Annotated in this window: 27 protein-coding genes; 18 read left to right on the top strand and 9 right to left on the bottom strand. The window is 62.7% G+C overall.

Annotation, left to right across the window (positions count from 1 at the left end):
- The first annotated feature begins 33 nt into the window (after positions 1 to 33).
- From LJF34_RS04005 to LJF34_RS03965, 9 genes are all read left to right on the top strand, one after another.
- On the top strand, positions 34 to 2,196 hold the full coding sequence (locus tag LJF34_RS04005) for a glycosyltransferase family 39 protein (RefSeq protein ID WP_231183407.1): 2,163 nt from the start codon (positions 34 to 36) through the stop codon (positions 2,194 to 2,196).
- Complete coding sequence (locus LJF34_RS04000) at positions 2,196 to 3,239, top strand: lysylphosphatidylglycerol synthase transmembrane domain-containing protein (RefSeq protein WP_231183406.1); 1,044 nt, start codon at positions 2,196 to 2,198, stop codon at positions 3,237 to 3,239. The genes LJF34_RS04005 and LJF34_RS04000 overlap by 1 nt, the downstream gene beginning before the upstream one ends.
- Positions 3,236 to 3,964 (top strand): dolichyl-phosphate beta-glucosyltransferase, encoded by a 729-nt coding sequence (locus LJF34_RS03995; RefSeq protein ID WP_342765857.1) that lies wholly within the window; start codon positions 3,236 to 3,238, stop codon positions 3,962 to 3,964. The genes LJF34_RS04000 and LJF34_RS03995 overlap by 4 nt, the downstream gene beginning before the upstream one ends.
- Positions 3,965 to 4,246: 282 nt before the next feature.
- Positions 4,247 to 5,128: a basic amino acid ABC transporter substrate-binding protein gene (locus LJF34_RS03990; protein ID WP_231183404.1), complete on the top strand. Its 882-nt coding sequence runs from the start codon at positions 4,247 to 4,249 to the stop codon at positions 5,126 to 5,128.
- Between the two features lie 45 nt (positions 5,129 to 5,173).
- A complete protein-coding gene (locus LJF34_RS03985; RefSeq protein WP_231183402.1) occupies positions 5,174 to 5,992 on the top strand; it encodes an amino acid ABC transporter permease in 819 nt (272 codons plus the stop codon).
- Positions 5,989 to 6,723, top strand: coding sequence for an amino acid ABC transporter ATP-binding protein (locus tag LJF34_RS03980; protein WP_231183400.1), 735 nt, complete (start codon positions 5,989 to 5,991; stop codon positions 6,721 to 6,723). The genes LJF34_RS03985 and LJF34_RS03980 overlap by 4 nt, the downstream gene beginning before the upstream one ends.
- Before the next feature lie 226 nt (positions 6,724 to 6,949).
- Positions 6,950 to 7,405 carry a helix-turn-helix domain-containing protein gene (locus LJF34_RS03975; protein ID WP_231183398.1) on the top strand — a complete coding sequence of 152 codons (456 nt, stop codon included), beginning with the start codon at positions 6,950 to 6,952 and terminating at the stop codon, positions 7,403 to 7,405.
- Positions 7,405 to 7,680 (top strand): hypothetical protein, encoded by a 276-nt coding sequence (locus LJF34_RS03970; protein WP_231185038.1) that lies wholly within the window; start codon positions 7,405 to 7,407, stop codon positions 7,678 to 7,680. The genes LJF34_RS03975 and LJF34_RS03970 overlap by 1 nt, the downstream gene beginning before the upstream one ends.
- Positions 7,681 to 7,865: 185 nt before the next feature.
- Positions 7,866 to 10,505, top strand: coding sequence for an MMPL family transporter (locus tag LJF34_RS03965; protein ID WP_231183396.1), 2,640 nt, complete (start codon positions 7,866 to 7,868; stop codon positions 10,503 to 10,505).
- 126 nt (positions 10,506 to 10,631) lie between these two features.
- On the opposite strand, the gene LJF34_RS03960 is transcribed toward LJF34_RS03965, so the two are convergent.
- The 3 genes from LJF34_RS03960 to LJF34_RS03950 all read right to left on the bottom strand — a co-directional run bounded on the left by LJF34_RS03960 (position 10,632) and on the right by LJF34_RS03950 (position 13,350).
- A complete protein-coding gene (locus LJF34_RS03960) occupies positions 10,632 to 11,399 on the bottom strand; it encodes an MOSC N-terminal beta barrel domain-containing protein (protein WP_231183394.1) in 768 nt (255 codons plus the stop codon).
- 155 nt (positions 11,400 to 11,554) lie between these two features.
- A complete protein-coding gene (locus LJF34_RS03955) occupies positions 11,555 to 11,731 on the bottom strand; it encodes a hypothetical protein (protein ID WP_231183392.1) in 177 nt (58 codons plus the stop codon).
- Between the two features lie 191 nt (positions 11,732 to 11,922).
- Positions 11,923 to 13,350 (bottom strand): SLC13 family permease, encoded by a 1,428-nt coding sequence (locus LJF34_RS03950; RefSeq protein WP_231183390.1) that lies wholly within the window; start codon positions 13,348 to 13,350, stop codon positions 11,923 to 11,925.
- A 138-nt stretch (positions 13,351 to 13,488) separates the two neighbouring features.
- On the opposite strand from LJF34_RS03950, the gene LJF34_RS03945 reads away from it, so the two are divergent.
- The 4 genes from LJF34_RS03945 (at position 13,489) to LJF34_RS03930 (ending at position 16,897) form a co-directional block, all read left to right on the top strand.
- The gene (locus LJF34_RS03945; RefSeq protein ID WP_231183388.1) at positions 13,489 to 13,935 is read left to right on the top strand and encodes a universal stress protein; all 447 of its coding nucleotides are present in this window, start codon (positions 13,489 to 13,491) and stop codon (positions 13,933 to 13,935) included.
- A gap of 108 nt (positions 13,936 to 14,043) precedes the next feature.
- Positions 14,044 to 14,826, top strand: coding sequence for an SDR family oxidoreductase (locus tag LJF34_RS03940; RefSeq protein ID WP_231183386.1), 783 nt, complete (start codon positions 14,044 to 14,046; stop codon positions 14,824 to 14,826).
- Between the two features lie 129 nt (positions 14,827 to 14,955).
- Complete coding sequence (locus LJF34_RS03935; protein WP_231183384.1) at positions 14,956 to 16,134, top strand: GNAT family N-acetyltransferase; 1,179 nt, start codon at positions 14,956 to 14,958, stop codon at positions 16,132 to 16,134.
- 67 nt (positions 16,135 to 16,201) lie between these two features.
- Positions 16,202 to 16,897 (top strand): hypothetical protein, encoded by a 696-nt coding sequence (locus LJF34_RS03930; RefSeq protein ID WP_231183383.1) that lies wholly within the window; start codon positions 16,202 to 16,204, stop codon positions 16,895 to 16,897.
- A 64-nt stretch (positions 16,898 to 16,961) separates the two neighbouring features.
- Here LJF34_RS03930 and LJF34_RS03925 read toward each other — a convergent pair whose 3' ends face one another.
- Genes LJF34_RS03925 through LJF34_RS03915 form a run of 3 tightly spaced genes read right to left on the bottom strand, consistent with a single transcriptional unit; the run spans position 16,962 to position 18,873 of the window.
- Positions 16,962 to 17,339: an OB-fold domain-containing protein gene (locus LJF34_RS03925; RefSeq protein WP_231183382.1), complete on the bottom strand. Its 378-nt coding sequence runs from the start codon at positions 17,337 to 17,339 to the stop codon at positions 16,962 to 16,964.
- Positions 17,336 to 18,487 carry a thiolase family protein gene (locus LJF34_RS03920; protein ID WP_231183381.1) on the bottom strand — a complete coding sequence of 384 codons (1,152 nt, stop codon included), beginning with the start codon at positions 18,485 to 18,487 and terminating at the stop codon, positions 17,336 to 17,338. The genes LJF34_RS03925 and LJF34_RS03920 overlap by 4 nt, the downstream gene beginning before the upstream one ends.
- Before the next feature lie 53 nt (positions 18,488 to 18,540).
- Positions 18,541 to 18,873 carry a hypothetical protein gene (locus tag LJF34_RS03915; protein ID WP_231183380.1) on the bottom strand — a complete coding sequence of 111 codons (333 nt, stop codon included), beginning with the start codon at positions 18,871 to 18,873 and terminating at the stop codon, positions 18,541 to 18,543.
- Between the two features lie 58 nt (positions 18,874 to 18,931).
- Here LJF34_RS03915 and yciH point away from each other — a divergent pair, with 58 nt between their 5' ends.
- Entirely contained in the window at positions 18,932 to 19,237 is a 306-nt protein-coding gene (gene yciH / locus LJF34_RS03910) for a stress response translation initiation inhibitor YciH (RefSeq protein WP_231183379.1), read from the top strand.
- A 161-nt stretch (positions 19,238 to 19,398) separates the two neighbouring features.
- Here yciH and LJF34_RS03905 read toward each other — a convergent pair whose 3' ends face one another.
- Positions 19,399 to 19,815, bottom strand: a complete 417-nt coding sequence (locus LJF34_RS03905) for a hypothetical protein (RefSeq protein WP_231183378.1) — start codon at positions 19,813 to 19,815, stop codon at positions 19,399 to 19,401.
- Positions 19,816 to 19,921: 106 nt separating this feature from the next.
- On the opposite strand from LJF34_RS03905, the gene paaK reads away from it, so the two are divergent.
- Complete coding sequence (paaK, locus tag LJF34_RS03900) at positions 19,922 to 21,208, top strand: phenylacetate--CoA ligase PaaK (protein ID WP_231183376.1); 1,287 nt, start codon at positions 19,922 to 19,924, stop codon at positions 21,206 to 21,208.
- A gap of 28 nt (positions 21,209 to 21,236) precedes the next feature.
- Here paaK and LJF34_RS03895 read toward each other — a convergent pair whose 3' ends face one another.
- The gene (locus tag LJF34_RS03895) at positions 21,237 to 22,139 is read right to left on the bottom strand and encodes a universal stress protein (RefSeq protein WP_231183374.1); all 903 of its coding nucleotides are present in this window, start codon (positions 22,137 to 22,139) and stop codon (positions 21,237 to 21,239) included.
- 281 nt (positions 22,140 to 22,420) lie between these two features.
- Positions 22,421 to 22,858, bottom strand: a complete 438-nt coding sequence (locus LJF34_RS03890; protein WP_231183372.1) for a hotdog fold thioesterase — start codon at positions 22,856 to 22,858, stop codon at positions 22,421 to 22,423.
- Between the two features lie 51 nt (positions 22,859 to 22,909).
- Between LJF34_RS03890 and LJF34_RS03885 the strand changes: the two genes are divergently transcribed.
- From LJF34_RS03885 to LJF34_RS03875, 3 genes are all read left to right on the top strand, one after another.
- Positions 22,910 to 23,371, top strand: coding sequence for a MaoC/PaaZ C-terminal domain-containing protein (locus tag LJF34_RS03885; protein WP_231183370.1), 462 nt, complete (start codon positions 22,910 to 22,912; stop codon positions 23,369 to 23,371).
- 51 nt (positions 23,372 to 23,422) lie between these two features.
- Positions 23,423 to 23,986 carry a hypothetical protein gene (locus LJF34_RS03880; protein WP_231183368.1) on the top strand — a complete coding sequence of 188 codons (564 nt, stop codon included), beginning with the start codon at positions 23,423 to 23,425 and terminating at the stop codon, positions 23,984 to 23,986.
- A gap of 85 nt (positions 23,987 to 24,071) precedes the next feature.
- A complete protein-coding gene (locus LJF34_RS03875; protein WP_231183365.1) occupies positions 24,072 to 25,268 on the top strand; it encodes an SLC13 family permease in 1,197 nt (398 codons plus the stop codon).
- The last annotated feature ends 1 nt before the right edge of the window (position 25,269 follow it).

The following is a 25,269-nucleotide window of genomic DNA, read 5'->3' as shown; positions in this document are numbered from 1 at the left end:
CCCCTTTTCGGTCGCGTGGAGGCTCGACCGTCCATGATCGGAGAGGCGGCCGTATCGTCGCTTTCCGACCGACTCCAGTCGTACAGTGACGAGTCGCCGATGGAGAAACTCACGCTCGTCTGTATCCTCTGTCTATCGGCGTTTCTTACCCTCTACCGGGTTTCTGCCGAGGGATACGCCAACGTGTACTACGCGGCGGCGGTCAAGAACATGCTCACGGGCTGGCACGAGTTCTTCTTCGTCTCGTTCGACGCGGGATTCGTCACCGTGGACAAACCGCCGCTCGGGCTGTGGATTCAGGCCGCCAGCGCGTGGCTGTTCGGGTTCCATGGTTGGAGCCTGATCCTTCCACAGGCCATCGCGTGCGTGCTGTCGGTCGCACTGTTGTATCGGCTGGTCGGTCGGACGTTCGGTTCGCACGCTGGGCTGATCGCCGCGCTGACGCTCGCGGTAACGCCCGTGGTCGTTCCGACGAGTCGGAACAACACCGCCGACATGCTCGTCGTGCTCGCCGTGCTCGTCGGGGCGTGGTTCGTGCTTCGCGCGGCGGAAACGGGCCGCCGTCGATGGCTGCTCGGCTGTATGGTCGCGGTGGGCCTCGGTTTCAACATCAAGATGATGGAGGCCTATCTCGTCCTCCCCGCGTTCTATCTCGTGTATCTGCTCGGCGCGGAGGTTTCGATACGACGGCGTCTCACCGACCTCGGTCTCGCCACGGTCGTACTGGCCGTCGTCTCGTTCGCGTGGGCGACGGTCGTCGCGTTGACTCCCGCCAGTCAACGACCCTACGTCGGGTCGACCGACGACAACTCCATCTTCAGCCTGATATTCGGTTACAACGGCGTCGAGCGCCTGACGGGAATGGGTGGCGGCGGAATAGGCGGCGGTGGAGGCGGGAGCGGAGGTATGGGCGGCGGTGGCGGTTTCAGTCACGGTGCCATCGGCCCGCTGCGACTCTTCAATGGGGAACTCGCCGGACAGATCGGCTGGCTCCTCCCGATAGCGGTGGTCACGCTCGCCCTGATCGCCTATCGGAACCGAAATCGCTGGCCGCTCGCTGGCCGTGGTCGCTCGCTGACCCTGTGGGGAATGTGGTTTCTCACGGCGGCGACGTTCTTCAGCGTCGCCGGGTTCTTCCACCTCTACTACCTCGTCATGCTGGCACCGCCCGTGGCCGCCCTCGTCGGCATCGGCATCGTCACGATGTGGGAGGACTACTGGGAGGACGACCCTCGGGGCTGGCTCCTCCCCGCGACCCTGCTCGGAACCGCCGGCGTTCAAGCCTACATCCTCGCGGATTACCCGTCCTACAGCAGTACCCTGACGCCGCTCGTCGTGGGTGGGACGCTTCTCGTCGCGGCGGCGCTCGTCGTCGGCCGCGTTCGACGGACGAGCGACCACGGCCGACGGCCGGTGATGAGAACCGCGACGGTTCTCGGGTTGCTCGTCCTGCTGGTCGCGCCGACGACTTGGGGAGCCATGTCGATAACGTCGGGGACGAACGTCGCCATCCCCTCCGCCGGACCGTCCACCGGTATGTTCGGCGGCGGCCAGATCGGCGGCGGGTCGCCACCTGCTGGTTTCAACGGTAGCGTCGCCCCGACAGCGAACGGAACGACGGGTAGCAGTCGTGCCCAAATGCCCACGAACGCGTCCGCGAATCCGGGTCGTGGCAGGTTCGGTTCCCAGTCGGAAATCGGTGACAGCGAATCGAACTCGGCTCTGTTGTCCTATCTGAAGGCCCATCAGGGTGATGCGACCTATCTGGTGGCCGCGGATTCGGGCGCGAACTCCATCGCCCCCCTGATGCTTCGGACCGACGAACCCATCATCTCGCTCGGCGGATTCAGCGGTGGCGACCCGGTGATGGACGTCGACGAACTCGCGTCGCTCGTTCGGAGCGGCGACCTGCGCTACGTCCTCGTCGGCGGTGGAATGGGTGGCGGAACGACCGGTACTGCCCCTTCGGGTGCCGACGGTACCTACGGAAACCAAACCGCCCCCTCATCACCCGACTCAGGCGGAAACGCTGGCTCCGGACAGGGCGGCTTCGGCGGGAACCAAGGAAGCGAGACGACCGACTGGGTGCAGAGCAACTGCCGCATCGTTTCGTCCGATCAATGGCAGCCGTCCGATACCGACGGCTCGGCCGGCACGGGCACGCTCTACAACTGTACCGCGGCAGTGGGGAACTGATGGTTGACGGAGCGGCCATCGCTCGCCGCGTCGGCACGCCGGAAAACGCGTTGTCGTTCCTCTTCGCGGGAGGGGTCGTCGCGCTCACAGCGTGGTCCATGGCCGGCGTCGATTGGAGCGCCGTACTGGGCTATCTCGTCGAGATGAACCCGGTGTCGTTCCTCTTCGCCCTCGTCACGTTTCACGGACTTTCGCTTGTCCGGTCCCTCCGGTGGCGGACGCTGCTGCGGAACGTCGGATACGAACTGACCGCGACCGGTCCGTTCGGTGTCATCGTCGAACTGACACGCATCGTCTACCTCGGTTGGTTCGCCAACTGCATCACGGTGGCTCGACTCGGCGACGTGTATCGTTGTTCGTTGCTACAGCGGTCGGCGGACGTCGATTTCAGTGTCGCTGTCGGAACGGTCCTGACGGAGCGAATCGTCGACCTCTCCATCCTCCTCCTCGTTCTCGGCGTGGCGACTCTCGTCGCCTTCCGGGGCGGCCTCCCGTCGTTGGTTACGACGGCGATGCTCGCCGGGACCGCGCTTTCGGTCTTCGGTATCGCTGGCGTGTTGGTGCTCCAGCACTCGGGCAAGCGAATCGAACGACTGGTTCCGAGCCGGGTTCGGCGGTACTTCGCTCAACTCCGTCACGGGACCCTCAATTCGTTCGACCGTCTCCCTGCGCTCGTCGGCTACACGGCCATCGGGTGGATCATCGAAGGGGTGACGATGTACGCCGTCGCGATGGCTATCGGCGTGTCGCTGTCGCTGGCAAGTGCGTTCGTGGCCGCTCTCGTCGCCGTTCTGCTGTCGACGATACCGGTGACACCCGGCGGTTTGGGCGTCACGGAAGCCGGAATCGCGTTCGTCCTCGGCTGGGTCGGTCTGGATGCGACGGCGGTCGCAGCCGTCACGGTCCTCAATCGGTTGATAAGCTATTGGAGCGTCGTGGGCATCGGCCTGTTGGTGTACGGAATCGGACTTCGGTTTCCGATCTCCCTGTCCGCGACGACCGCTCGCGACGGGTCCGTCGTCGGAGTCGAGGTGGGGCCGTGAGTGCACCGCCCGAAGTCAGCATCGTTCTCCCCGCCTACAACGAAGCCTCGACCATCGGGAGCGCGGTCGAGGCGACCATCACCGCGCTGGAAAGGTTCCTCCCGGCCGATTCGTTCGAGGTGCTCATCGCCGAGGACGGGTGTACCGACGACACGCCCGAAATCGCCGCGAAACTCGCCCGCGACCACGACCGTATCAGCCACCTACACAGCGACGACCGTGCCGGGCGGGGTGCGGCGCTCACGAGGACCTTCCGAACCGTCGAAAGCGACGTCGTCGGGTACATCGACACCGACCTCGCGACCGATATGGACCACCTCGAAGAGCTAATCGAAAGCGTTCGAGTGGGGCCGTACGACCTGGCGACCGGTTCGCGCCTTCTCCCCGACAGCCGGGCGGCCCGCTCGCTGAAACGCGACAGCGCCAGTCGAATCTACAACTCGCTCGTCAGAACGTGTTTCACGACGTCGGTTCGTGACCACCAGTGCGGATTCAAGGCGTTCGACAGGAACGCTCTCGTCGAACTCCTCCCCAGAGTCGAGGACCGACACTGGTTCTGGGACACCGAACTCCTGATACGCGCCCAGCGAGCGGGCTACCGGATACACGAGTTTCCGGTCGTCTGGAATCCCGGACGGGACACGACCGTCGACGTCGTTCGGGACGGCGGACTCATGGGATATCGAATCCTCCGACTCTGGTGGCAAATCGGACGGACGCGGTAGGATTCGCCCGTCCCGTATCCGAACGCTCGACGGATTCGGCAGTCCGGCAGGCAAACGTCTACTCGTCGGTCCGCGTCATCGGAGCGCTTCCCATTTCATCTCCATCTGCCGACTATTTTAATGACAAACCAACTGTGCTATCGGATACTTTGCGGACAATAGGGTACTATTACGACCGATGTGGACAGTATTCGCGGTTAAACGACGCTACTTTGCCCGGGTTTCAATCCGCATGGAACTGAGACGGAAGGCTAATATAATTGTGGTAAATGCCTTCATAGCATGGATAGACGTAACTACCTCAAGGCGAGTTCCGGCGCATTCGCTGCGTTGGCGCTTGCAGGTTGTCTCGGTGATTCTAGTGGCAGTGGCAGCGACGACGAAACTTCAGAAAGCGGTGACGGCGAGAAGACCAGTTCGAAGGGTACGGAGAAGCCGGATACCGGCAAGATAATCGTCGGGTCCGATTATCCGTACAAACCGTTTGAATACAAGAAGGTCGACGGGTCGCTCACAGGGTTCGACCCCGCAATCGCGAAAGCCATCTTCGAGGGACAACTCAACCGGGAGTACGAGTTCAAGAAGGCCGGCTTCGACACCATCATCGACAGTCTGAAAAACGAGAACTTCCGCCTCATCATGAGCGCGATGACCATCACCGACGAGCGCGCCGAGAAGGTAGATTTCTCCGACCCGTACTTCACGGCGTACCAAACCGTCGCGATCCGAAAAGAGAGCGGCATCGAGAAGCTCGATGACTTGAAAGGCAAGACCGTCGCCGTTCAGAAGGGAACGACCGGCGAGAGCGCGGCGGAGAAAGTGAAAGAGGACTTCGGTGGCAGCCTCACGATTCACAGCTACGACCAGATCTCGGGTGCGTTCAACGCGTTGCGAAACCAGCAGGCGGTCGCGGTCATCAACGACAACACCGTTAACGCGGAGTTCGTGAACAAGATGGACAGCGTCGTCTTCCTCGAAGGCGAAGGAGAAGCCGCGAAGCAGGGGAAGAATGCTCCCGACTATCTCACGCTGACCGTCGAGGAGTACGGAATCGCATTCCGCAAGGACGACGATGACTTCCGGAAGAAGGTGAACGAGGCCATCAAGACCATCAAGGACGACGGCACGTACGACGAGATATACGGCGAGTATTTCGAGGGCTGATTCCACGAACGTCGCCTTCATCAAATGACTATAATTTGATATAATATGGCAGAGACATACCACGAAGACGCTGCCGCCGAACACCGCGCAGGCGACGGCCTACTGACTGACACCCGACTCAAATGGTTCGGCATCGCCGTCGCTGGAGGATTCACGCTTCTCATCGCGTTCATCATCTTCCGTATCCTCTCGGATTTCGTCGATTATGAACTGTTGAGGGCAATCTTTCCGCGATTCATCGGTACGTACATCGACGTTCTCGTGATCGTTGTCGTTTCGAGCGTCCTCTCGCTCATCGGCGGCGTCTTCATCGGCTTGGGTCGCGTTTCGAAGACGAAGTTTACTCGCGCCGTCGCCACGTGCTACGTCGAGTTCTTCCGCGGAACTCCGCTCCTCTTCCAACTGTTCGTCCTGTACATCGGTCTTCCGAGGTTCGGTATCGGTAATTTCTCCCAGTGGGGTTGGTATGCCGGTATCATCGGCCTCTCGCTGAATCACGCGGCGTACTCCGGCGAAGCCATAAAGGGCGGTATCAACTCCATTCCGGACGGACAGATGGAGGCTGCGAGGTCGCTCGGCATGTCCTACATCAGCGCGATGCGAAAAGTCGTCCTCCCGCAGGCGTTCCGAAACGCCCTTGCCGCCGTCGGGAACGACCAGATCATCCTCGTCAAGGACACGTCGTTGCTGTCGGTTATCGCCGTCAGCGAGCTCATCAGCCTCTTCCGGAACGTCAACAGCAACCAGTTCGACGCGTGGACGCCGCTCGTCCTCGTCGCGATAGCGTATCTCGCCATCACGCTTCCATTGGGTAAACTCGTGCGTATGTTGGAAGAGCGCGCCGAGTGGGGTGAACAGCGATGAGTACCCCGAAAATCGAGTTCGACGGCGTTGACAAATACTTCGGCGAAGCACACGTCCTGAAGGATGTCGACCTCGAAATCGAGGACGGCGAAGTGGTCGTCGTCATCGGTCCGAGCGGGAGCGGTAAATCGACGCTGTTGCGCTGCACGAACCGCTTGGAGGAGATTCAGGGCGGGGAGATCCGCATCGAAGGGCAGTCCATCACCAACCCGACGGTGGACATCAACTTCCTCCGCCAGCGCATCGGGATGGTGTTCCAGAGCTTCAACCTCTTCCCGCACAAGACCGCACTGGAGAACGTCGCGCTCGCGCCGATGGACGTGAAGGGATTCTCGCGTGCGGAAGCCGACGAACGGAGTCAGGAACTCCTCGCCGATGTCGGTCTCGCGGACCAAGCCGACTCCTACCCGAACCAGCTTTCGGGCGGGCAACAACAGCGCGTCGCCATCGCCCGCGCGTTGGCGATGGACCCGCACGTCATGCTGTTCGACGAGGTGACGAGCGCGCTGGACCCCGAACTCGTCGGCGAGGTGTTGGGCGTCATGCGCGAACTCGCGGAGGGCGGCATGACGATGATGGTCGTCACCCACGAGATGGGCTTCGCCCGCGAAGTCGGCGACCGAATCGTCCTCATGGCCGACGGGCGCGTCATCGAAACCGCACCGCCCGAGGAGTTCTTCGAGAACCCGAGCACCGACCGGGCGAAGCAGTTCCTCTCGATGGTGCTGTAGCGGTTTTGGCAACGCTCCCGTAACGCCCGTCTCGACTGTCCCGTCGAATTCCTCTCGACCGACCTGCGTTTCTCCCGACTATCCTGTACTCCCCATCGTTTCCGTGAGACGGAACCCAATTCCAAGCTTCTGGGACGAGTCGATGTCTCTTTTACACCTGCTCGGAAATGACGGGTAGATACGGGACCGATTCCGCACGTCGCATCGAGCGGTCCCGGCGACCCGAATGAGCGAACACAACGTCGACTGGAGCCGGTTGTTACTGGTTCCCGAGCAGGCGGAGACGACCGAGCCGTCTACAGACATGAACAGAGAATCGTCGGACGACCGGACGTCCCCGCCGCCGTCGGTGGTCCTGCGCTCGCTCGAAGACGACAAGTGTCGAACGCTTCTCACGGCGTTGCGCGAACCCACGTCCGCGACCGCGCTCCGCACCGAGTGCGACATGCCCCGCTCGACCGTGTATCGGAAACTCGAACGACTCGGCGAGGCCGGACTCGTGCGGGAGTACACCGAGGTTCGACGCGACGGACCGAACGCCACCCTCTACGAGCGTGATTTCACGGATATCTCCATCGGTATCGACGAGAACGACGAGTTTACGGTTTCAATCGAACGGCCGGACCGGGACGCCACGGACCGGATGGCGACTTTCTGGACGGAGATGAAAAAAGAATCATGATGGACGCGATAACGTGGCTCCTCGTCATCGTGAAGTTCGCCGCGCTCGGACTCGGCGGGGTCGTCACTCTACTCGCCTACCGCGCCTACGAGCGCACGCAGTTCGCGGGGCTTCGCTACTTCGCCATCGGGTTGTTCATCATCACCGTCGGGACGGTACTGGTCGGCGTCTTCCACCACTTCCTCCACGTCCAACTCACGATAGGGATGCTCCTCGAAAGCTCCATCATCTGCGTCGGATTCGGCGTCATGGTCGTCGGACTGTACGGACAATAGCGGCGTTTTCGTCCGTTCACACGCCGGTTTCCCTCCTCGTTTCGAGGTTGTCCCACGTTGTGGGACCCCACCATCGGTTCTTGTTCGATGCCTGTGGACACTATCGTAATGAGAGTCACGACTGAAGGTACCCTCACGTTCGACGTGCCGCACCGACGACCCGTTTCGGGACCGCGTGGTGACCGATGAAGCGGACGGTAGCGGAACGGTTCGCGGACACCATCGTCGAGCGGAGTCGGCTCGTCATCGCGCTCTTGCTTCTCGTCTCGGTGGTCGTGGGTGCGGGCGCGGTCATCGGCGAAACGGGCGACGCGCCCATCGGCCAAGCCGGAACCACGTCGCAGGAACAGAAAGCCCTCGACGAAATCGGGGCGACGTACGGGACGAACGACGCGATAGTAAGCCAAGTCGTCGTGAGAAACGAGGACGGAAACGTCCTCTCCCGCGAGTCCTTGCTACGAAGTCTCCGTCTCCAACGCGAGGTACGTAACGACGACTCCATCAACGGGACGCTCCGCGCCGACCGCGGACTCGTCGGCATCGAGAACGTCGTCGCAACCGCCGCGTACGCCGAGGACGTGCGACGGCAACGGGCCAACTCGTCGAAGAACGGGTCCGGGACGAACGCCGGTGCTCCGGCGACCCGTCCACCGTCGGCGACGGTGGACCAGCAGATACGCGCGCTCGAAACGCGCTCTCCCGCCGACGTCCGGTCCCTCGTCGGAACGGTGCTCGATTCCGACGCGGCCGCTCCGGGAACCGACCCGACGGAGTTCCTCTCCTCGAACTACGAACCGGGGACGACGAGCGCCGACGCACGGATTACGTTCGTCTTCCAGCGAGGAACGGACGACTCGGAAGCCGCGACTCAAGCTGCGTACGACGCGCAGGTGGCCATCGAGTCGCTGGTCGATTCGCGCTTCGACGACGCGTTCGTCTTCGGGCAGGGAATCGTCGATGACGCCTCGTCGCGGGCCATCGGCGACAGTTTCATCATCATCACGCCGGTCGCCCTCGTCCTGTTGCTCATCGCGCTCACCCTCGCCTACCGCGACCTCGTGGACGTGCTCATCAGCGTCTTCGGCGTCGGCGTCGTGATGGTGTGGCTCAGCGGCGCGCAGGCGTGGCTCGGAATTCCGTCGAGTTCGCTCCTCATCGCGGTTCCGTTCCTCCTCATCGGGTTGAGTCTCGACTACTCGCTGCACGTCGTCATGCGGTACCGCGAGGCGCGGACCGGTGCCCTCGATACCGACGATTCGGATACCGACCGGCGGTCTCCGGCGATGGCGATGCGGTCGGGACTCTCCGGGGTCATCCTCGCGCTGGCCATCGCGGCGTTTACGACCGCTATCGGGTTCTTCTCGAACTACGTCAGTCCGCTGGCGTCCATCCGCGACTTCGCGCTCCTGAGCGGCACCGGCATCATCGCCATGCTGGTCGTTTTCGCCGCGCTCGTCCCGGCGGTCAAACTCGAAGTCGAACGCTTTTTCGACCGCCGCGGTCGTCCCCGCTTGCGTTCGGCGTTCGGCGTCGGTGACGGGCCGGTTCGGCGCGCGCTCTCGGGTACCGCGAATCTCGCCCGACGGGCACCCGTCGTCGTCCTCGTCGTCGCCGTCCTCCTCGCGTCGTCCGGCGTCTACGGCGCGACGGGCATCGATACGGAGTTCAATCAGGCCGATTTCATCCCGCAGGACGCCCCCGCGTGGATGCACTCGCTCCCCGAACCGTTCGCGCCCGACCAGTACGATGTCAGCGCGAACCTCGCGTACCTGAGCGATAACTTCCGGCAGCGCGGTGAAGGGTCGGAGGCGCAGATACTCGTCCATGGGAACGTCACCGACCCGAAATCGCTCGCGACGCTCGATGCGGCGACGACGACCGCGGCGGAACGCGGCGGGCAGAACGGCACCGTCGTCTTGCGGCCGGACGGGTCGGCCGCCGTCGAAAGCCCTGCGTCGGTTCTGCGCGACGTGGCCGCCACGAACGAGACGGTGGCCGCGGCAATCGACGACCGCGACCGTGACGGCGACGGACTCCCGGACGAAGACGTCGCGGCGGTCTACAACCGGTTGTACGACGCGGCCCCCGAACGTGCAACGACGGTCCTCTACCGGGACGCGAACGGGTCGTACGCGTCCGCACGCGTCATCGTCGGAATCGCGGGCGACGCCTCGGCGCAGTCGAGCGCGAGCGATGCCCGCGCCGTCGCCACCGCGGTCGAACGAGGTGCCCCCGTCACGGCGATTGCGACCGGTCAGCCGGTCGTTACCGCCGTCGTCCAGAGCGCGCTGTTCGAGACGCTCGTCGAGGGGTTCTCCATCACGCTCGGCGTCATCCTCGTGTTCCTCATCGGATTGTACTGGTGGCGATACCGTGCACCCGAACTCGGCGTGGTGCTCCTCGTTCCCGTCCTCATCGCGCTCGCGTGGCTGCTCGGAACGATGGCGTTGCTCGACATTCCGTTCAACAGCGAAACCGTCATCATCACCAGTCTGGCCATCGGACTCGGCGTGGACTACAGCATTCACCTCGGCGAACGCGTCGTGGACGAACGCGCTCGCCACGACACGCTCGGAGAGGCGCTCTCGGCCGCCGTCGTCGGGACCGGTGGCGCGCTCCTCGGAAGCGCGGTGACGACGGCCGCCGGGTTCGGCGTGCTCGCGTTGGCGCTCTCGCCTCCGCTCCGGCGGTTCGGGACGGTGACGGGATTGAGCATCGTTTACGCCCTCGTCGCGTGCGTCACGGTGCTTCCGTGCCTCCTCGTAATCCGCGAGCGACTTCTGGGACGACGGACGAACGTCGAATCCGGGGAAGCGGCGAACTGAAAACGCCGCTCCCTTCCACGGTATTCCACGTCGGACAACCCTTCTACTCCAACCATACATCGTTTCCCGTGCCGTCGTGGTTCGAGAATCGGTGGTCCCGTGCCGTGCTGTCGAATCCTTCCGGGCCTATTCGATTACTTCGACGGTATCGCCGACGCGGAGCGTTTGATTGCGGTCCGACTCGGGTATCTGGGAGATGAGCATCGTCGCGTAGTGATGGTCGAGTGCGCTCTCGTCAACCCATTCCGGGAGCGTTTCCCGTCGTTTTCGGATGAATCGCGTGCGGAATTCGGGCAGGGATTCGCCCGTGTCCGGGTCGCGCTGTGGGATGACGCACCGATTGCACGCCTCGACGCCCTCGAATCGGACACCGCCAACTTCGAAGTCGGGAGACCCGTCACCGATGAATCGGTCCTCCCAAAACGGGGGAACGCCTTCGATTTCGACGTTGGCGCGGAGTCGTCTCCGCGCGCTTTCGACCGTCATCCCGTCGAACCACGACGCGATGGCACGCAACGAGGCCGTGCTGATAACCGACGGCCCCCGCTTTCGCCGGTCGACGAACCCGTTCTCCGTGTCCCGACGCAGCGTCAGGTCCATCTCGAAGAGTTCGCTGAACCACCGTTCGGCCCGTTCGCGTTGCTCGGGAAGGTCGAAGAGGCGTGTCCCGCCGTCCGGCGTTTCTATCGTCAGTTCACCCGAAGCGGGGTCGAAATCCGTCGACAGCCGTTGAAACATATCCGTTTGCTTCCCGTTGACGGCGTTGCCCGCGGCGTCGAAGAGCGCAAATTCCCTATCGTAGGCCACCGTGCCTCCCGGTACGATGTCGGTCGAATCGACTTCGATGCCGTCGAGCCCTTTTATTGGATACACCCGTATCCGTCCGAGTTTCATCGGTGGCAATGGCTCCGCGACGACCATATAGTTGACTTTCGGGCCGGCTCGCCGATTTTCCGACGAACGATACTCCCGCTCGCACTCTCGATTTTATATGTCGTTATACGATACATCTTGCCGATGCGAACATATTTCTCGCTTCTCATCAATCTCTAATCATACCCGACTATCGGCCGATACCGGCCACATACGAGGACGAGTATCGGCGGTTTTTGCGATACGCGTTCGAGCCGGAAAACGGCCTCCAAGCCGACGATGATGACGACGCCGAAGTCGTCCCTGAACGCTCCCGTTTGTGGCAGGAATCGTCGTCGGGCAGCGCCCGCCAAAGGCGTATCTGGACGACCAACGTTATCGCGGCGACACCGAATTCGAACAGGGCACGCGTTCGTCGCTTGGTTACGATTCCATTCCGCCATCCGACACGATATGGTTACTGCCACCGTTTCCGTGGGGGTCAGGTGGCTTTTCCACTGCTAAGCGACGGCTTCGAAAAAAGCGGGGAATTGAGGAAATCGGACTACACTAACGGGAAGACCGTCGAAATAACGAGTACCGTCACGAGGCCCGTGATGGAGATGATCGTCGTGAGCACGGTCCACGTCTTTAGCGTCTCCGTCTGCGTGAGTCCGCCGATCTCCTTGACGAGCCAGAACCCGGAGTCGTTGTACCACGAGCAGATGTTGCCGCCTGCTCCGATGGCCATCACCATGTACACCGGGCTGACCGAGAGTTGCGCGGTCAGCGGTGCCATGATTCCCGCGGCGGTGAGCATGGCGGCCGTCGCCGACCCCTGTGCGACGCGGACGATGGCGGCGATGAGCCACGCGGTCACGAGCAGGCCGATGCCGATGCCCTTGAGGTGCCCCGCGATGTACGACCCGATTCCGGACGCGGCCAAGAGCGCGCCGAACGCGCCACCCATCGCGGTGATGGCGGCGATGTTCCCGCCGCTCTTCAGCGCCTCCGTGAGTTCCTCCTCCCAGAGCGATCGCGAGAGGTCGGACCAGCGGAGGTAGGTGTACGCCGCCGCGATGGCGGCGATCGTCAGCGCGACGTTCTTGTCCCCGATGAACGCGACTACCGGTTGCAGGTTCGCGAGCGCCGGATACGGGTCCTTGAACGTGTCGACGATGGTGTACGAGGCGACCAACCCGATGGCGAGGATGATGGGGATGGCCGATTCGAGAACGCCGGGGAGGTTCTTGTTGTCCCGGTTTGCACGCTCTTCGAGTTCCTCCGTCGTCGTCCCCATCGCGTCCCGAAGGGGGATGTTCATCCGCTTGTTTATCCAGCGGCCGTAAACGAGGCCGCCCATGATCGCCGAGGGAATGGCGACGACGATGCCGACCAGAATGGTCAGCCCGAGGTTGGCGATGCCGAGTTGGTCGGAGACTGCCAGCGGTCCCGGCGTCGGCGGGATGAACACGTGCGCCACCGAGGCACCCGCCCCGACGGCTATCAGATACAGCGCGTAATTCTTCCCCACGCGTGCACGCATCGAACGTGCGAGCGGCGCGAGGAGGTAGAACACGCTGTCGAAGAACACCGGAATCGCGAGCACGGTACTGCTGCCCCACAGCGCGATGTCCGAATTTTCCTTCCCGACGACCGATTGGAACGCCCGAACGATACGCTGGGCGGAACCGCTCTCGAGCATCGACTTTCCGATAACCGATGCCATCAGAATTGGAATACCGATACCTGCCATCCCGTTTCCGAACTCCGTCGCCGTTCGTGCTGCCGCATCACCGAAGGTGAAGTCGGCGACGAACACCGCGTTGAGTAATCCGACACCAAATGCGGAGATAGCTAGCCCGACGAACGCCGGGAGGTCCCAGACGACGAGGAGGAGGATGACTAAAATCAGCCCGGCTGCGAACGTCAACAGCGGACTCTGTGCGAATTCGATTGCCATGGATTGCGCATCCATGTCATTGATGTTCATTGAAAACATTTTCCTTTAATAGCGGTAATTTAATAAAGATGAGTAATAAACAAACAGTATGTTTGAAATAGATTGTACTATTTTTTCACTATGTAAACGAACGCTGGTTTTATTATTTCTCGTTTATTTGCGGTATTTATGGATCGTATACTCGCCGTCGTCGAACCCACGGAGGCGGCCAAGGAACTCGTCCGCGAAGCAGGTATCATCGCCGAGGGATTGGACGCCGATTTGATTCTAACGCATATCACCACCGAACAGGAGTACGGCGCTCGGCGGGACGCGATGGAATCACTCATGAGCAGTTCGGCGAGTTACACCGTCGGCGAGGCAGAGGAGGGTGCGACGCAGTTCGCCCGCGACATCGGTGACGAAGTCCTCTCCGAACTCGACGTGGAGTACGACGTGACGGGCTATCTCGGGAACAAGTCGGAGAAAATCCTCGACGCCGCCGAGGAGTACGACTGCGACCACGTGTTCATCACGGGGCGACAACGCTCGCCGACGGGGAAGGCCCTTTTCGGCGACGCGACGCAGGAGGTCATCCTCGACTTCGACGGACCTGTCACCGTCGTAACCGGCTGACCGATTCTTCACTATTTATCCAACAGGCGTCCGGTTTCACACGAGTTCGTTTGCAAATAGCGACGAAACAACCGGAATAATAAAACGGCAGCGCGATAGCGCACAACTGTGACCAGTACATTGCACGACCAGACCGCCGTCGTAACGGGGTCGAGTAGCGGTATCGGGTTCGCAATCGCACAGGAGTTCGCGTCCCGGGGGGCGAACGTCGTCGTCAACTCGCGCTCACAGGAGCGAGCGGCCGAGGCCGCCGAGGAGATCGCGGACGAAACCGGTTCCGAGTCCGTCGTCCCCATCGAAGCCGACGTGACCGATGCCGACTCGCTCGAATCGCTCGTCGAGGACGTCGTCGAGCGGTTCGGCTCCCTCGACGTCTGGGTGAACAACGCGGGCATCAACATCCGCGGTCCGGCCGAGGAGATGTCGCTCTCCGACTGGCAGCAGGTCATCGACGTGAACCTGACCGGCGCGTTCTCCGGGGCGCAACTCGCCGGACGGCAGATGATAGAGCAGGGAACCGGCGGAAGCATCATCAACATCTCCAGCATGATGGGCGAACAGGGTCAGACCGGCCGGACGCCGTACAACACGTCGAAGGGCGGCGTCAACAACCTCACCCGCTGTCTGGCCGTCGAGTGGGCCGAACACGACATCCACGTCAACGCCATCTCCCCCGGCTACATCCGAACTGAGATGGTGGACGACGCACAGGACCAGATCGGTTTCGACGAACAGGACGTCATCGACCGCACGCCGCTCGGACGGTTCGGTACGCCCGAGGAAGTCGCCAACTGCGCCGCGTTCCTCGCGGAAGGTGAACACTTCATGACCGGCGAAATCCTTCACCCCGACGGTGGATGGCTCTCGTTCGGTTGGGGAAGCAAGTCGTAAGAACCGTTCTGTCCCGTATTTTTCTACCAACCAGACAAATCCGGCCGAAAACACCCTTTTTTCATATAGCGAGATGCGGTTCAGCCACCCGACACGAACCTATTTCTCGCTTCCAGTCAATCCCCAATCATGCCCGACTATCGGCCGATTCCCGCGAAATACGAGGACGAGTATCGGCGATTTTTGTACTACGCGTTCCGACCCGAGGACGGTCCCGACATCGAAGAGGACGATGACGATTCACCGGACCTCGGGGACCGCCGCGGATTCTTCGACGGCGACGATTTGCTCTGCGTGTGTAAACACCACTGGTTCACCGCGCGAATCCGCGGCGAGTGGCACGAGATGGCCGGCCTGTCCGCCGTCGCGTCGCCGCCGGAGAGCCGCCGCCGTGGGCTGGTCCGCGACATGCTCGCCGAATCGCTCGCGGAGTACCGCGAGAACGAAGTGTACTTTTCGGCCCTCTGGCCCTTCTCCTACGAGTTTTACCGCAAGTACGGGTGGGCGATGGTGAACAAGTCCACCGAGTACGAGACGACTCCCGACGCGCTCGATTTGGGGGTCGAACCGACGGGCGAGTTCCGCCGACTCGACGCCGACGACTGGGAACTCCTCGTTCCCGCGTACGACGCGATGACCGAGGGATACGCCCTCAGTACCGACCGAACCGAGGACTGGTGGCGGGAGCGGGTGTTCAAAGGCTGGAAGAAAGACCCCTACGTGTACGCGTGGATACGGGACGGCGACGCGCGCGGCTACGTCGTCTACACGATGCAAGAGGAAGACGACGGCAAACGACTCAAGGTGTGGGAACTCACGGCCGCGGACGACGAGGCACACCGCCACCTCCTCCGGTTCGTGCAGTACCACGATTCGCAGGTCGAAACGGTCGAGTTCACCTACGTCCCCGAGAACACGGACCTCCTCGACATCGTGGCGAACCCCCGCGACGTGAACTGCAAAATCGAGGGGGGACCGATGTTCCGACTCGTCGACGTTCCGCGCGCCCTCGAAAGCATCTCCTACGACGCGGACGGAACGCTCGTCTTCCGCGTCACCGACCCGTTGGCCGAGTGGAACGAGGGGACGTTCGAACTCGACGCGGGCGACGTCGTCCGCTGCGGACGTACCGACGCCGACCCGGACGTGGCGACCGACGTGAACACGCTCTCGCAGCTAGTCGCGGGATATTGCGCCGTCGAGGATGCCGAGCGGTTCGGGGAGTTGACCGTCGAATCCGACGACGCTCGTTCCCTCCTCGCCGACCTGTTCCCCGAGGAGGACGTGTTCCTCACGGAAGGGTTCTGAGTCGCACGTTTCGACCCGCACGTTCCGACCGACCAATACTTTTGTTCTGCGGTGCGAACGTCCGTCCATGTCGAACGACCGGGACGACCCCGACCGGGACGACCGAGCGGACCTCGAAGACCGAATCGAGGAGTTGGAAACCACCCTGCGCGGCCTCCAAACGGAACTCGGCCGACCACCGCGCGGGCCGATGGGACTACCGCGTCCGCCGACGCCCCGCGAGGTGCTCTCGTTTACCGGCGAGTACGCCATCCCGACGCTCATCTCCATGCTGGAGGCGAACGTCCGCGCGCTCAAAGCCCTCCAGCAGATCATCCGCCTCGTGGATCCCGAGTACGACCCCACCGAAAAAGCTCGCTCCGACCTCAGCGCACGCGCCGGACGGGCGAGTCGGGCCACCCTCGATCGGTTGCAGGATACGCTGAACGACGTCGAAGGTGCTCTCACCGAAGGCGGCCTGCCCGAGGAACCGCGCGCCCGTCGCATCCTCGAAGACGCCCGCCGCCTCAGCGAGGACATCGGTGACGAAATCGCCACCGGAAGCGAACGGGCCGACGAGGGACGCGAACTCGCGGACGCGGCGGACGAAGAGATGGAGGAAGAGGAGGAGGAACAACCGCAAGTCGACGTGGACGCCGAACTGCGCTCCATTCGCGACGAGTTGGACGTTCGGGGCAACGGACACGGAGAAGACGACGACTCGGCGGACGATGGGTCGACCTCGGGGAGTACGGACGATTCGGACGACGAAAACGACGTGTAAATCGCCTTCTCCCGGTCGTACTCTCTCGCTCGTTCTCGTCGGTCAGAGAAACGGCCGCCGTCGTTCAGTCGGCCGGTTCGAACCGATAGCCGTCCCACTCCTGACTCGCCTTCTCTCGGATCCCGGCGTCGGGGTCGCGGAGGTCGTCGGCGTAGACGGGTCGCACTTCGTCGCCGATTTCTACGCCATCGGTCGTCAGTTGCCCGATGGCCCGCACCGACTCGCCGTCCACGTCGAACTCGACGATGGCGATGTGGTTCGGTTGTCGGACGCCGGACGGCGTGGCCGTGCTGGTCGTCCACGTCACGACCTCGGCGGTCCTGTCGCTCAGGTCTACCGTCTCGTCCTGCGGTTCGGCACACGTCGGGCAGCGCGGGTGGCCCGGATACGAGAGGTGGCCGTTCGGACAGCGATGCGCGTCGAACGTTCCGTTTCCGTTCATGCTTGCTCCATGATGGTGGTGATGACGCAGTTGCCGAATCCGCCGACGTTGCACGCGAGGCCGACTTCGGCATCGACCTGCCGTTCCCCGGCGTCGCCGAGTAACTGCTGGTGGAGTTCGTACGCTTGTGCGACGCCGCTCGCGCCGAGCGGGTGGCCCTTCGATTTCAAGCCGCCGGAGGTGTTGATCGGCAGGTCGCCGTCGCGGTCGGTGATTCCCTCTTCGACGGCTTTCCAGCCCTCTCCCTGCTCGAAGAAGCCGACGGCCTCGCTCTGCAGGAATTCGAGGATGGTGAACATGTCGTGGAGTTCCGCCACGTCGATGTCGCCCGGCGTTCGGTCGGCCATCTCGTAGGCGAGTTCGCTGCTCTCGACGGCCGCGCCCATCACCGTCGGGTCGTCGCGTTCGTGAACGACGTGCGTGTCGGTCGCGCCGCCGATGCCCGAAACGACGGTGTACTCGTCGGTGTACTGCTTCGCCTCGGATTCGGGGCAGAACAACAGCGCGGCGCTCCCGTCCGTGATGGGACAGAAGTCGTAGAGGCGAAGCGGGTCGGCGACGATCGGCGACTCCATCACCGTCTCCAGATCGACTTCCTTTCTGAACTGCGCGTGCGGGTTGTCCACGCCGTTCCGGTGGTTCTTGACGGCAACCTTGGCCAAACTCTCGCGCGGCGCGTCGTACTCGTGGAGGTAGCGCCGGGCGGTCAACCCCGCGAAACTCGGCAACGTGAGGCCGTGTTTGTACTCGACGGGATGCGTGAGCGAGGCGATGACGTCCGTCGCCTCGGCGGTCGATTTGTGGGTCATCTTCTCGCCGCCGACGAGGAGGGTCAGGTCGCTCGCCCCCGAGGCGACCGACTGCCACGCGGCGTAGATTCCGGCCCCGCCGCTCGAACTCGTCTGGTCGATTCGTTGCGCGTACGCCGGAAGCGCGCCGAGGTCGTGTGCCAGCGCGTTCGGCACGCCGGTCTGGCCCTCGAACTCGCCGCTCGCCATGTTCGAGACGTAGAGGTGTTCCACGTCCAACGGCGAGACGTCCGCATCGTCGAGGCAGGCAGACCCCGCCTCCGCCAACAGTTCGCGTATCCACGCGTCACGCTGCCCGAACCGGGTCATCGACGCGCCGATAATTGCGACTCGTTCCATAATCACAACAACGAGGGGATGGGTTTAGAAGCTTGAGTTTCGCGGCAGAAAACCTATGCTGGTGGATTGCTTCGCTCGGTGACATGAAACGACGGGCGCTTCTCGCCGGTCTGACCGGCCTTTCTGCGGGTTCGACCGCGGGATGCCTCCACGTCCTCGACTCCCCCTCCGCGAGCATCGGCAACCTCGCGCTCATCAACGAAGATACGGACCCGCTCGTCTTCCACGTCGAAATCGAGCGATACGGAACGACCGTCGCCACCCTTTCGAAGCGGGTCGACGGTGCGGATGACGAGAACCGCGAAGGAAACGCCGCCATCTCCGGTGATTGGGGAAAACCGGGACGGTACGACGTCACCGTCCGAGTTGCTGACGCACGCGGCCACGTGACGATGGATGACGTGAGACAGAACCAAGGTCCTTCGCGGCCTAGCTCTCCGTGCCGTGGCAAACGACAAAGACGATCTGAGTTCCATAACGGGACTCCCGGAAGAACTCGGCATCGACGAAGACTTGGGGCGAACCGAACAGCGCCTCGTCATCCGGACCGAGAAACGACGCTACGACAAGCCGGTAACCATCGTCGAGGGGTTCGACGCGAGCGAGGTCGACGTAAAAGACCTCGCCTCCGAACTCAAGCGGAAGATGGCCACCGGGGGGACGGTACACGAGGGGGCGATAGAACTACAGGGCGACCACCGTAAGCGTGTCACGGACGTCCTACAGGACAAGGGGTACGCGGTCGAGTAGAGAGGCGACCGGTCCCGAACTTCACACCGTCAGGTCTCGGTGTTCGATACACCGTATTTTCCGATCCGATAGTTTCGACCGTCCCACCGCGAAACGATCCGTTGTCGTAGCCGTTGTAGTCACGCGTACGGTGGAGTCTCGATTTTCAGGCGCGGACGTTTCTATCGGGCTTTCACGAACCGACGCACGCCTTTGCTGACTCCGAATCCGAGCAACGCGCCGACGACGCCGAGGAGGCCGAATCCGACGGCCAGCGCCCAAATCGGGGCCTCTCCCGGAGCGGTGTGACCCACGAGGTCGAGACCGCCGAGGACGAGGGCGAACAGGACGCCGGGTGCGAGACCGACGGCGAGGCTGGCGGGGAAACCGCCGCCGCGAAACGCGCTCACGGCGGAGACGAAGGGAGGCGCGTAAAACAGCACGGCGGGGAGCAGAAACGTGTCCGTGGGCCCCGATCCCTCGCCGAGCGCCGCGACGACGAGAAGGGCGAAGACGACGAGGGCGTACCCCCCGACGAAAACCCACCAGTGTTGCGTACGCTCCCCCGACCGCCCCCAGAGTTCCGAAACAGTTGTCATCCACTCGGCGTGCAACGGCGAGGAAAATAAACGTTCATCCGATATGCCATCTTTCGACCGGGATCGAGAAACAGTTTTCCCGTGGCGCTTCGAATCACGAATAAGCATGACATACAGTGACACCGAGACGTCATCTCGGGAGGAGCTGCGTGCGCTGCAGGACGAGCGACTCGCCGAAACGGTCGCTCACGCCTACGAAAACGTCCCGTTCTACCGGGAGGCCCTCGACGACGCGGATATCTCGCCGGACGACATCGAGAGCGTCGAAGACGTGTCGGAACTGCCGTTCACGACGAAAGAGGATTTCCGCGACAACTACCCCGACGGGATGTTCGCGGTTCCGCGCGGAGAACTACGGCGGATTCACGCCTCCTCGGGAACGACGGGGAAGCCGAAAATCGTCGGCTACACCGAATCGGACCTCGGCGTCTGGCGCGAGGTGATGGCCCGTTCGCTCGCCGCCGCGGGCGTCGAACCCGAACACGTCGTCCAGAACGCCTACGGCTACGGGCTGTTCACGGGAGGACTCGGGTTCCACGACGGCGTGGAGGAACTCGGTGCCTGCGTCATCCCCGTCGGCGGCGGCAACACCGCCCGGCAAATCGACATGCTGCAGGACTTGGAAAGCGACGTCCTCTCCTGTACGCCCTCCTACTGCCTCTACATCGCGGAGGCGATGGAAGCGCGCGGTATCGACCCGCACGACCTCCCGCTTTCGACCGTCATCATCGGCGCGGAACCGTTCACGGACCCGATGCGCGAGGAGATAGAGGATGCCCTCGGCGTGACCGCGGTGGACGTGTACGGACTGTCCGAAATCATCGGGCCGGGCGTCTCCATCGAGTGCGCCGAGGCGCAGGACGGCCAGCACGTCTGGGAGGACCACTTCTATCCCGAGGTCGTCGACCCGAACACGGGCGAACCGCTCCCCGAAGGCGAGGAGGGGGAACTCGTCATCACGAGTCTGACGAAGGAGGCCCTGCCCGTCCTGCGCTACCGCACCGGCGACATGACGACGCTGAACTACGAGCGGTGTGACTGCGGCCGAACGATGGTCCGGATGGGCAACGTCACCGGCCGCGCCGACGACCTGCTCATCGTTCGCGGCGTGAACGTGTACCCGAGCCAGATCGAGGAGGTGATGGTCGATTTGGACTCCGTCGCACCCCACTACCGCATCGACCTGCGGCGGGACGGCCAACTCGACAAGATGGAGATAACCGTCGAGTACCACGAGAGCTTCGAGGATTCGCCCGCTGAACTCCGCGAGCGAATCCACGCCCGACTGCAGGAGATTCTGGACGTCAGACCCGACAAACTCGAAGTGGTCGAACCCGGCGCCATCGAACGAACCGAAGTCGGGAAGGTAAAGCGCGTCTACGACCACCGCTGACGCCGTCATCGACGGCCCTCGACTTCTGTCAGAGCCAGTTCTCCAACAGCGAGTCTCGCCGGTCCGGGCGTTCGACGCTGACGACGGTGCTGTACGCGGAGGACCGCACGTCCGCCGTGGTCGAACCGAAGACGAACTCCCGAAGCCTGTTCTTCTGCGGTGCGCCGAGGACGGTAACGTCGTAGTACTGCGATTGGTCGACGATAGCGTCGGTGGCGTCGTCGGCTTCGAGAATCCATTCATCCACGGCGGAGAACTCGCCCAGACGCTCGCTCGCCGCGGTGATGTATCGGTTCGCGTCGGCGTGAGCGCGTTCGTCCTCGGAACAGGGGACGACGTGGAGGAGTTCGATCCAGGCACCGTATTTCTCGGCGATGTATCGCGCCATGTCCACGGCCAACCCCGAATGCGGCCCGCCGGCGACGGGGACGAGAATCGAGGACACGTCGGATGAGAGATGGTTCCCGCCGACGGAGATAACGTCACAATCGACGCGGCCCCCGACGCGCGTCGCGACGCTTCGACCGAACGCCGTCGTCGTCATCGACTCCGACTCGTCGACGACGACGACCCCGGCGGAGAACTCCTCGCTCGCCTCCCGTGCGATGGTCGAGTAATTCCGGCCGACGCGGGCCGCCGCACGAGTTTGCAGATTCAGCGACGAATCCACCGTTGTCAGGCTTCGACGGGCCATCTCTCGGCGCTCGTCCAACATACCGTTGGCGAGCGAGAGCGGCGTTCCGGACGACCTGACGGCCGCACTGACGAGTATCAACTCGCCGCCCCGGGCGTTGGCCAACGTCGCCGCGAACGAAACGGTTCGTTCGGTACCGGTCCCGTCCGACAGAACGACGACGTTCCGTCGAGGGGACCCCACTCCACTCGGTGCGTAAAGCAGCGATGGAGTCCACGCCATGCGACTCGTGTTCATATATCATTCCATTTTCCCAAACAGCATAAATCACACCATTATCCGACCGAATTTAGAATTTAAGGCCGAAATTACGATAAAATTCTCATTTCTTTCAGGATATCTTTTCAAAGGCGTTTACCGCTCGTAGTTCTCGATGTAACTGTCACTTCGATAAAAATAGGCTTCGAATATCACTATTGGAGACTCACGGAACGGGGGTCGGATGTAACGGAAACCGGTAGTGGAATTCCGTCTTCCCTGTCGACACGCTCGGCCTGGAAAATGGGTATTCCAGTCGGTCAGGGTTTGTACACCCTGCCGCGGAAGATGGCGATTTCCGCGCCCCTCTCGCTTTTCTCGTCCCCTCCTTCTTCGTCACTTTCCTCCCCTTCGACACGAATCCCGACCCGATACGACCCGGTACGTCGAGTTTCGTCCTCGCGTTCTGCGACCGCAACGAGCGTCTCACCCACCGCCGCCGCCGAGAGATAGGAGATGTTCGTCTCCAGCGCGAGGACCGTGTCGCCGTCCGCGTTCGACGCGGCCGCGAACGCCGCATCCGCAAGCGAGTAGACGGCCCCGCCGTGGGGCGTCCCGTGGAAGTTCAGGAGTTCCTCCCGAACCGTGAGTTCCGTTCGCGCCGTTCCCGATTCGAGGTTCGTGAGTTCGATTCCGAGCGTAGCACAGAAGGGGTCGCTTGCGATTTCGTCGTATCTCTCGTCGGGGATATTCGCCATGTGGCGGTTCCGCACAGTAGTTACTTATATTCTTCCCGAGTGGGGTTCGACATGGCTTACAGCTACGAACCGCACTACTTCGAGGACTTCGAGGAGGGCCAGACGTTCGAGAGCGTCGGCCGGACGGTCACCGAGTACGACTTCGTAATGCATTCTGCCTTTACGGGCGATTGGACGGAACTCCACACGAACAAACACTACGCCGAGGACGAGTACTTCGGCGAGCGCGTCGCCCACGGACCGATGACGTTTTCGCTGGCGACCGGGTTCGTCTACCGCTGTGGCTTCTTGGAGCGCACCGTTCTCGCGTTCCTCGGCATGAACTACATGGACATCCCCGCCCCCGTCCACATGGACGACACCATCTCGCTCGATATGGAAGTCGTCGAGACGAAGGAACTCTCCAGTCGCGACGACGCCGGACTCGTCGTCATCGACACCACGATGACCGATCAGGAGGACACCGTCGTCTTCGAGGGCGACATGAAGTTCCTCATCAAGCGTCGTGACTGAACGTTCGGAACGACCGGATTGTTTTTAGTCTTCTAACAAGTGATGGGTAGTATGAAACGCCGTACGTTCCTCGGCGCCAGCACCGGACTCGGCATCGCCGCCGTTACCGGCGGGTTCCTCGGCCGCGACTTCCTCCATCACGACCTCACTATGGACTGGGGGTACGGCAAACTGCACGACAGCAACGACACGTTCATCGAAGGGGGGTTGAGCGATTCGAATCCCAAAACGCAGTACTTCGCGGCGGTGCTGACGAGCGAACTCGGTGCCAAACGGTTGAACGCCGAAACGGTCGGCGAGGGGATGTCGGACCTGATGGCAACGAACTTCGACGACCGGTTCCTGCTCGTCTCGGAGTTGCGAACCACGGCGGAGAATCCGTTCCTCGTCTCCCCCATTCCCGGTGGAGTCGCTCGAAGCGGCGTTTGGTCGATCCGTGCGGCGATGATGCGCGAACCGACCGAACGCACCGATGCGACCGAAACGAGTTCGCTCGTGTATTCGAGCGTGACCGTCGTGGACCGCGATTCGCTTCCTGCCCCGAACGACGTCCGCATCGACGTGTACGACTCCATCCACGCAAATCGGCGAATCGGAACGTTTCGTAGCGACTGACGCCGATTTCGGCAGCATCGGTCGTCCGCTGTGTGAACCCTCCCCGTCCGAACATCCTATATCTCCCCCGAATGATGAAACCAACATGGTCTCCGACGCGCTCGTCATCGCCGTCGTCTTCTGTACTTTCGGCCTGCTGTTTTTCAACCAGATTCGCGTCTACCCCCTCAGCCGGTCGCTGACGAGCGCGACGGGTGCCGTCGTCGTCCTCGCGCTCGGAGCGATTTCACCCGACGAGGCGCTCGCCAGCGTCGATACGAGCACGCTCCTCTTGTTGTTCGGTATGCTCGCCCACGTCGAGGCGCTCTCCCGGAGCGGCTTTTACGGGTGGGCGGGGTCGTACCTCGTGGATTTCACCGGGACGGCGAGACGGCTGACCGTGGGAACGCTCGTCGTCGCCGCCGCCTTCAGTTCCGTCGCGCTCAACGATGCGACGGTCCTGCTGTTGACGCCAATCCTCGTGCAGGTGATTCGCAACGCCGACATCGACCCCGTGCCGCCGCTCATCGCCGTCGTCCTCGGCGCGAACATCGGGAGCGCGGCGACGCCGCTCGGCAACCCGCAGAACGCCTACATCCTGAACCGGAGCGGGTTGACCTCCGTCGAGTTCGTCGCCCACCTCGCGCCGGTTGCGCTCGTCTGCCTCCTCATCGCGGCGGTCGTCCTCGCACCGATTACGGCCGCCGGGACGACGCTTCCCGAGATTCCCGTCCCCGACATCGACGAGCGATGGGCGCTGTCGAGCGTCGCGTTCCTCCTCGCCACTTTTGCCCTCCTCATCGTTTTTCCGGACTCCGACCCCGGCATCATCGCGGCATCCATGGGAATTCTCCACATCACGTGGCTCCAGTTGTTCCGTCGGGTTCCCGGCGAGGAGATACTGCACGGGATGGACTGGAGCATCATCGTCCTGTTCGTCGGCATCTTCGTCCTCGTCGGGAGTTTGGAGGAGACGTCGCTGATGGAACTCGTCTCCGGATTCGGCGCCGGGTGGCGGTTCGCAGGACTGACGTTCGTCCTGTCGAACCTCATCAGCAACGTTCCGGCCGTCGTCCTCCTCTCCTCGGGCGTCACGAGTCAATCCGGGTGGCTGGTCCTCTCGGCGGTCAGCACGCTCGCCGGAAACGCCACGCCCATCGCCAGCGCGGCCACGCTCATCGCGTTGCAGCAGGCCGCCCGCAGAGGGGTGGACATCTCAATCTGGCGGTTGCTGTCGGTGGGTGTCCCCGTCGCAGTCGTCACCAGCGCCGTCGCCGTCCTCATGCTCGGCGCAGAACTCTGAC

The organism is Haladaptatus sp. DYF46 (assembly GCF_021083305.1).
Taxonomy (GTDB): domain Archaea; phylum Halobacteriota; class Halobacteria; order Halobacteriales; family Haladaptataceae; genus Haladaptatus.
This window is presented reverse-complemented; position numbering and strand designations above follow the sequence as displayed.

Excerpts from the sequence above, each read along its gene's own strand:
- LJF34_RS04005 (WP_231183407.1), top strand. The coding sequence starts at position 34 with ATGATCGGAGAGGCGGCCGTATCGTCGCTTTCCGACCGACTCCAGTCG.
- LJF34_RS04000 (WP_231183406.1), top strand. The coding sequence starts at position 2,196 with ATGGTTGACGGAGCGGCCATCGCTCGCCGCGTCGGCACGCCGGAAAAC.
- LJF34_RS03990 (WP_231183404.1), top strand. The coding sequence starts at position 4,247 with ATGGATAGACGTAACTACCTCAAGGCGAGTTCCGGCGCATTCGCTGCG.
- LJF34_RS03985 (WP_231183402.1), top strand. The coding sequence starts at position 5,174 with ATGGCAGAGACATACCACGAAGACGCTGCCGCCGAACACCGCGCAGGC.
- LJF34_RS03980 (WP_231183400.1), top strand. The coding sequence starts at position 5,989 with ATGAGTACCCCGAAAATCGAGTTCGACGGCGTTGACAAATACTTCGGC.
- LJF34_RS03975 (WP_231183398.1), top strand. The coding sequence starts at position 6,950 with ATGAGCGAACACAACGTCGACTGGAGCCGGTTGTTACTGGTTCCCGAG.
- LJF34_RS03970 (WP_231185038.1), top strand. The coding sequence starts at position 7,405 with ATGGACGCGATAACGTGGCTCCTCGTCATCGTGAAGTTCGCCGCGCTC.
- LJF34_RS03965 (WP_231183396.1), top strand. The coding sequence starts at position 7,866 with ATGAAGCGGACGGTAGCGGAACGGTTCGCGGACACCATCGTCGAGCGG.
- LJF34_RS03960 (WP_231183394.1), bottom strand. The coding sequence starts at position 11,399 with ATGAAACTCGGACGGATACGGGTGTATCCAATAAAAGGGCTCGACGGC.
- LJF34_RS03950 (WP_231183390.1), bottom strand. The coding sequence starts at position 13,350 with ATGAACATCAATGACATGGATGCGCAATCCATGGCAATCGAATTCGCA.
- LJF34_RS03945 (WP_231183388.1), top strand. The coding sequence starts at position 13,489 with ATGGATCGTATACTCGCCGTCGTCGAACCCACGGAGGCGGCCAAGGAA.
- LJF34_RS03935 (WP_231183384.1), top strand. The coding sequence starts at position 14,956 with ATGCCCGACTATCGGCCGATTCCCGCGAAATACGAGGACGAGTATCGG.
- LJF34_RS03930 (WP_231183383.1), top strand. The coding sequence starts at position 16,202 with ATGTCGAACGACCGGGACGACCCCGACCGGGACGACCGAGCGGACCTC.
- LJF34_RS03925 (WP_231183382.1), bottom strand. The coding sequence starts at position 17,339 with ATGAACGGAAACGGAACGTTCGACGCGCATCGCTGTCCGAACGGCCAC.
- LJF34_RS03920 (WP_231183381.1), bottom strand. The coding sequence starts at position 18,487 with ATGGAACGAGTCGCAATTATCGGCGCGTCGATGACCCGGTTCGGGCAG.
- LJF34_RS03905 (WP_231183378.1), bottom strand. The coding sequence starts at position 19,815 with ATGACAACTGTTTCGGAACTCTGGGGGCGGTCGGGGGAGCGTACGCAA.
- paaK (WP_231183376.1), top strand. The coding sequence starts at position 19,922 with ATGACATACAGTGACACCGAGACGTCATCTCGGGAGGAGCTGCGTGCG.
- LJF34_RS03895 (WP_231183374.1), bottom strand. The coding sequence starts at position 22,139 with ATGAACACGAGTCGCATGGCGTGGACTCCATCGCTGCTTTACGCACCG.
- LJF34_RS03890 (WP_231183372.1), bottom strand. The coding sequence starts at position 22,858 with ATGGCGAATATCCCCGACGAGAGATACGACGAAATCGCAAGCGACCCC.
- LJF34_RS03885 (WP_231183370.1), top strand. The coding sequence starts at position 22,910 with ATGGCTTACAGCTACGAACCGCACTACTTCGAGGACTTCGAGGAGGGC.
- LJF34_RS03880 (WP_231183368.1), top strand. The coding sequence starts at position 23,423 with ATGAAACGCCGTACGTTCCTCGGCGCCAGCACCGGACTCGGCATCGCC.
- LJF34_RS03875 (WP_231183365.1), top strand. The coding sequence starts at position 24,072 with ATGGTCTCCGACGCGCTCGTCATCGCCGTCGTCTTCTGTACTTTCGGC.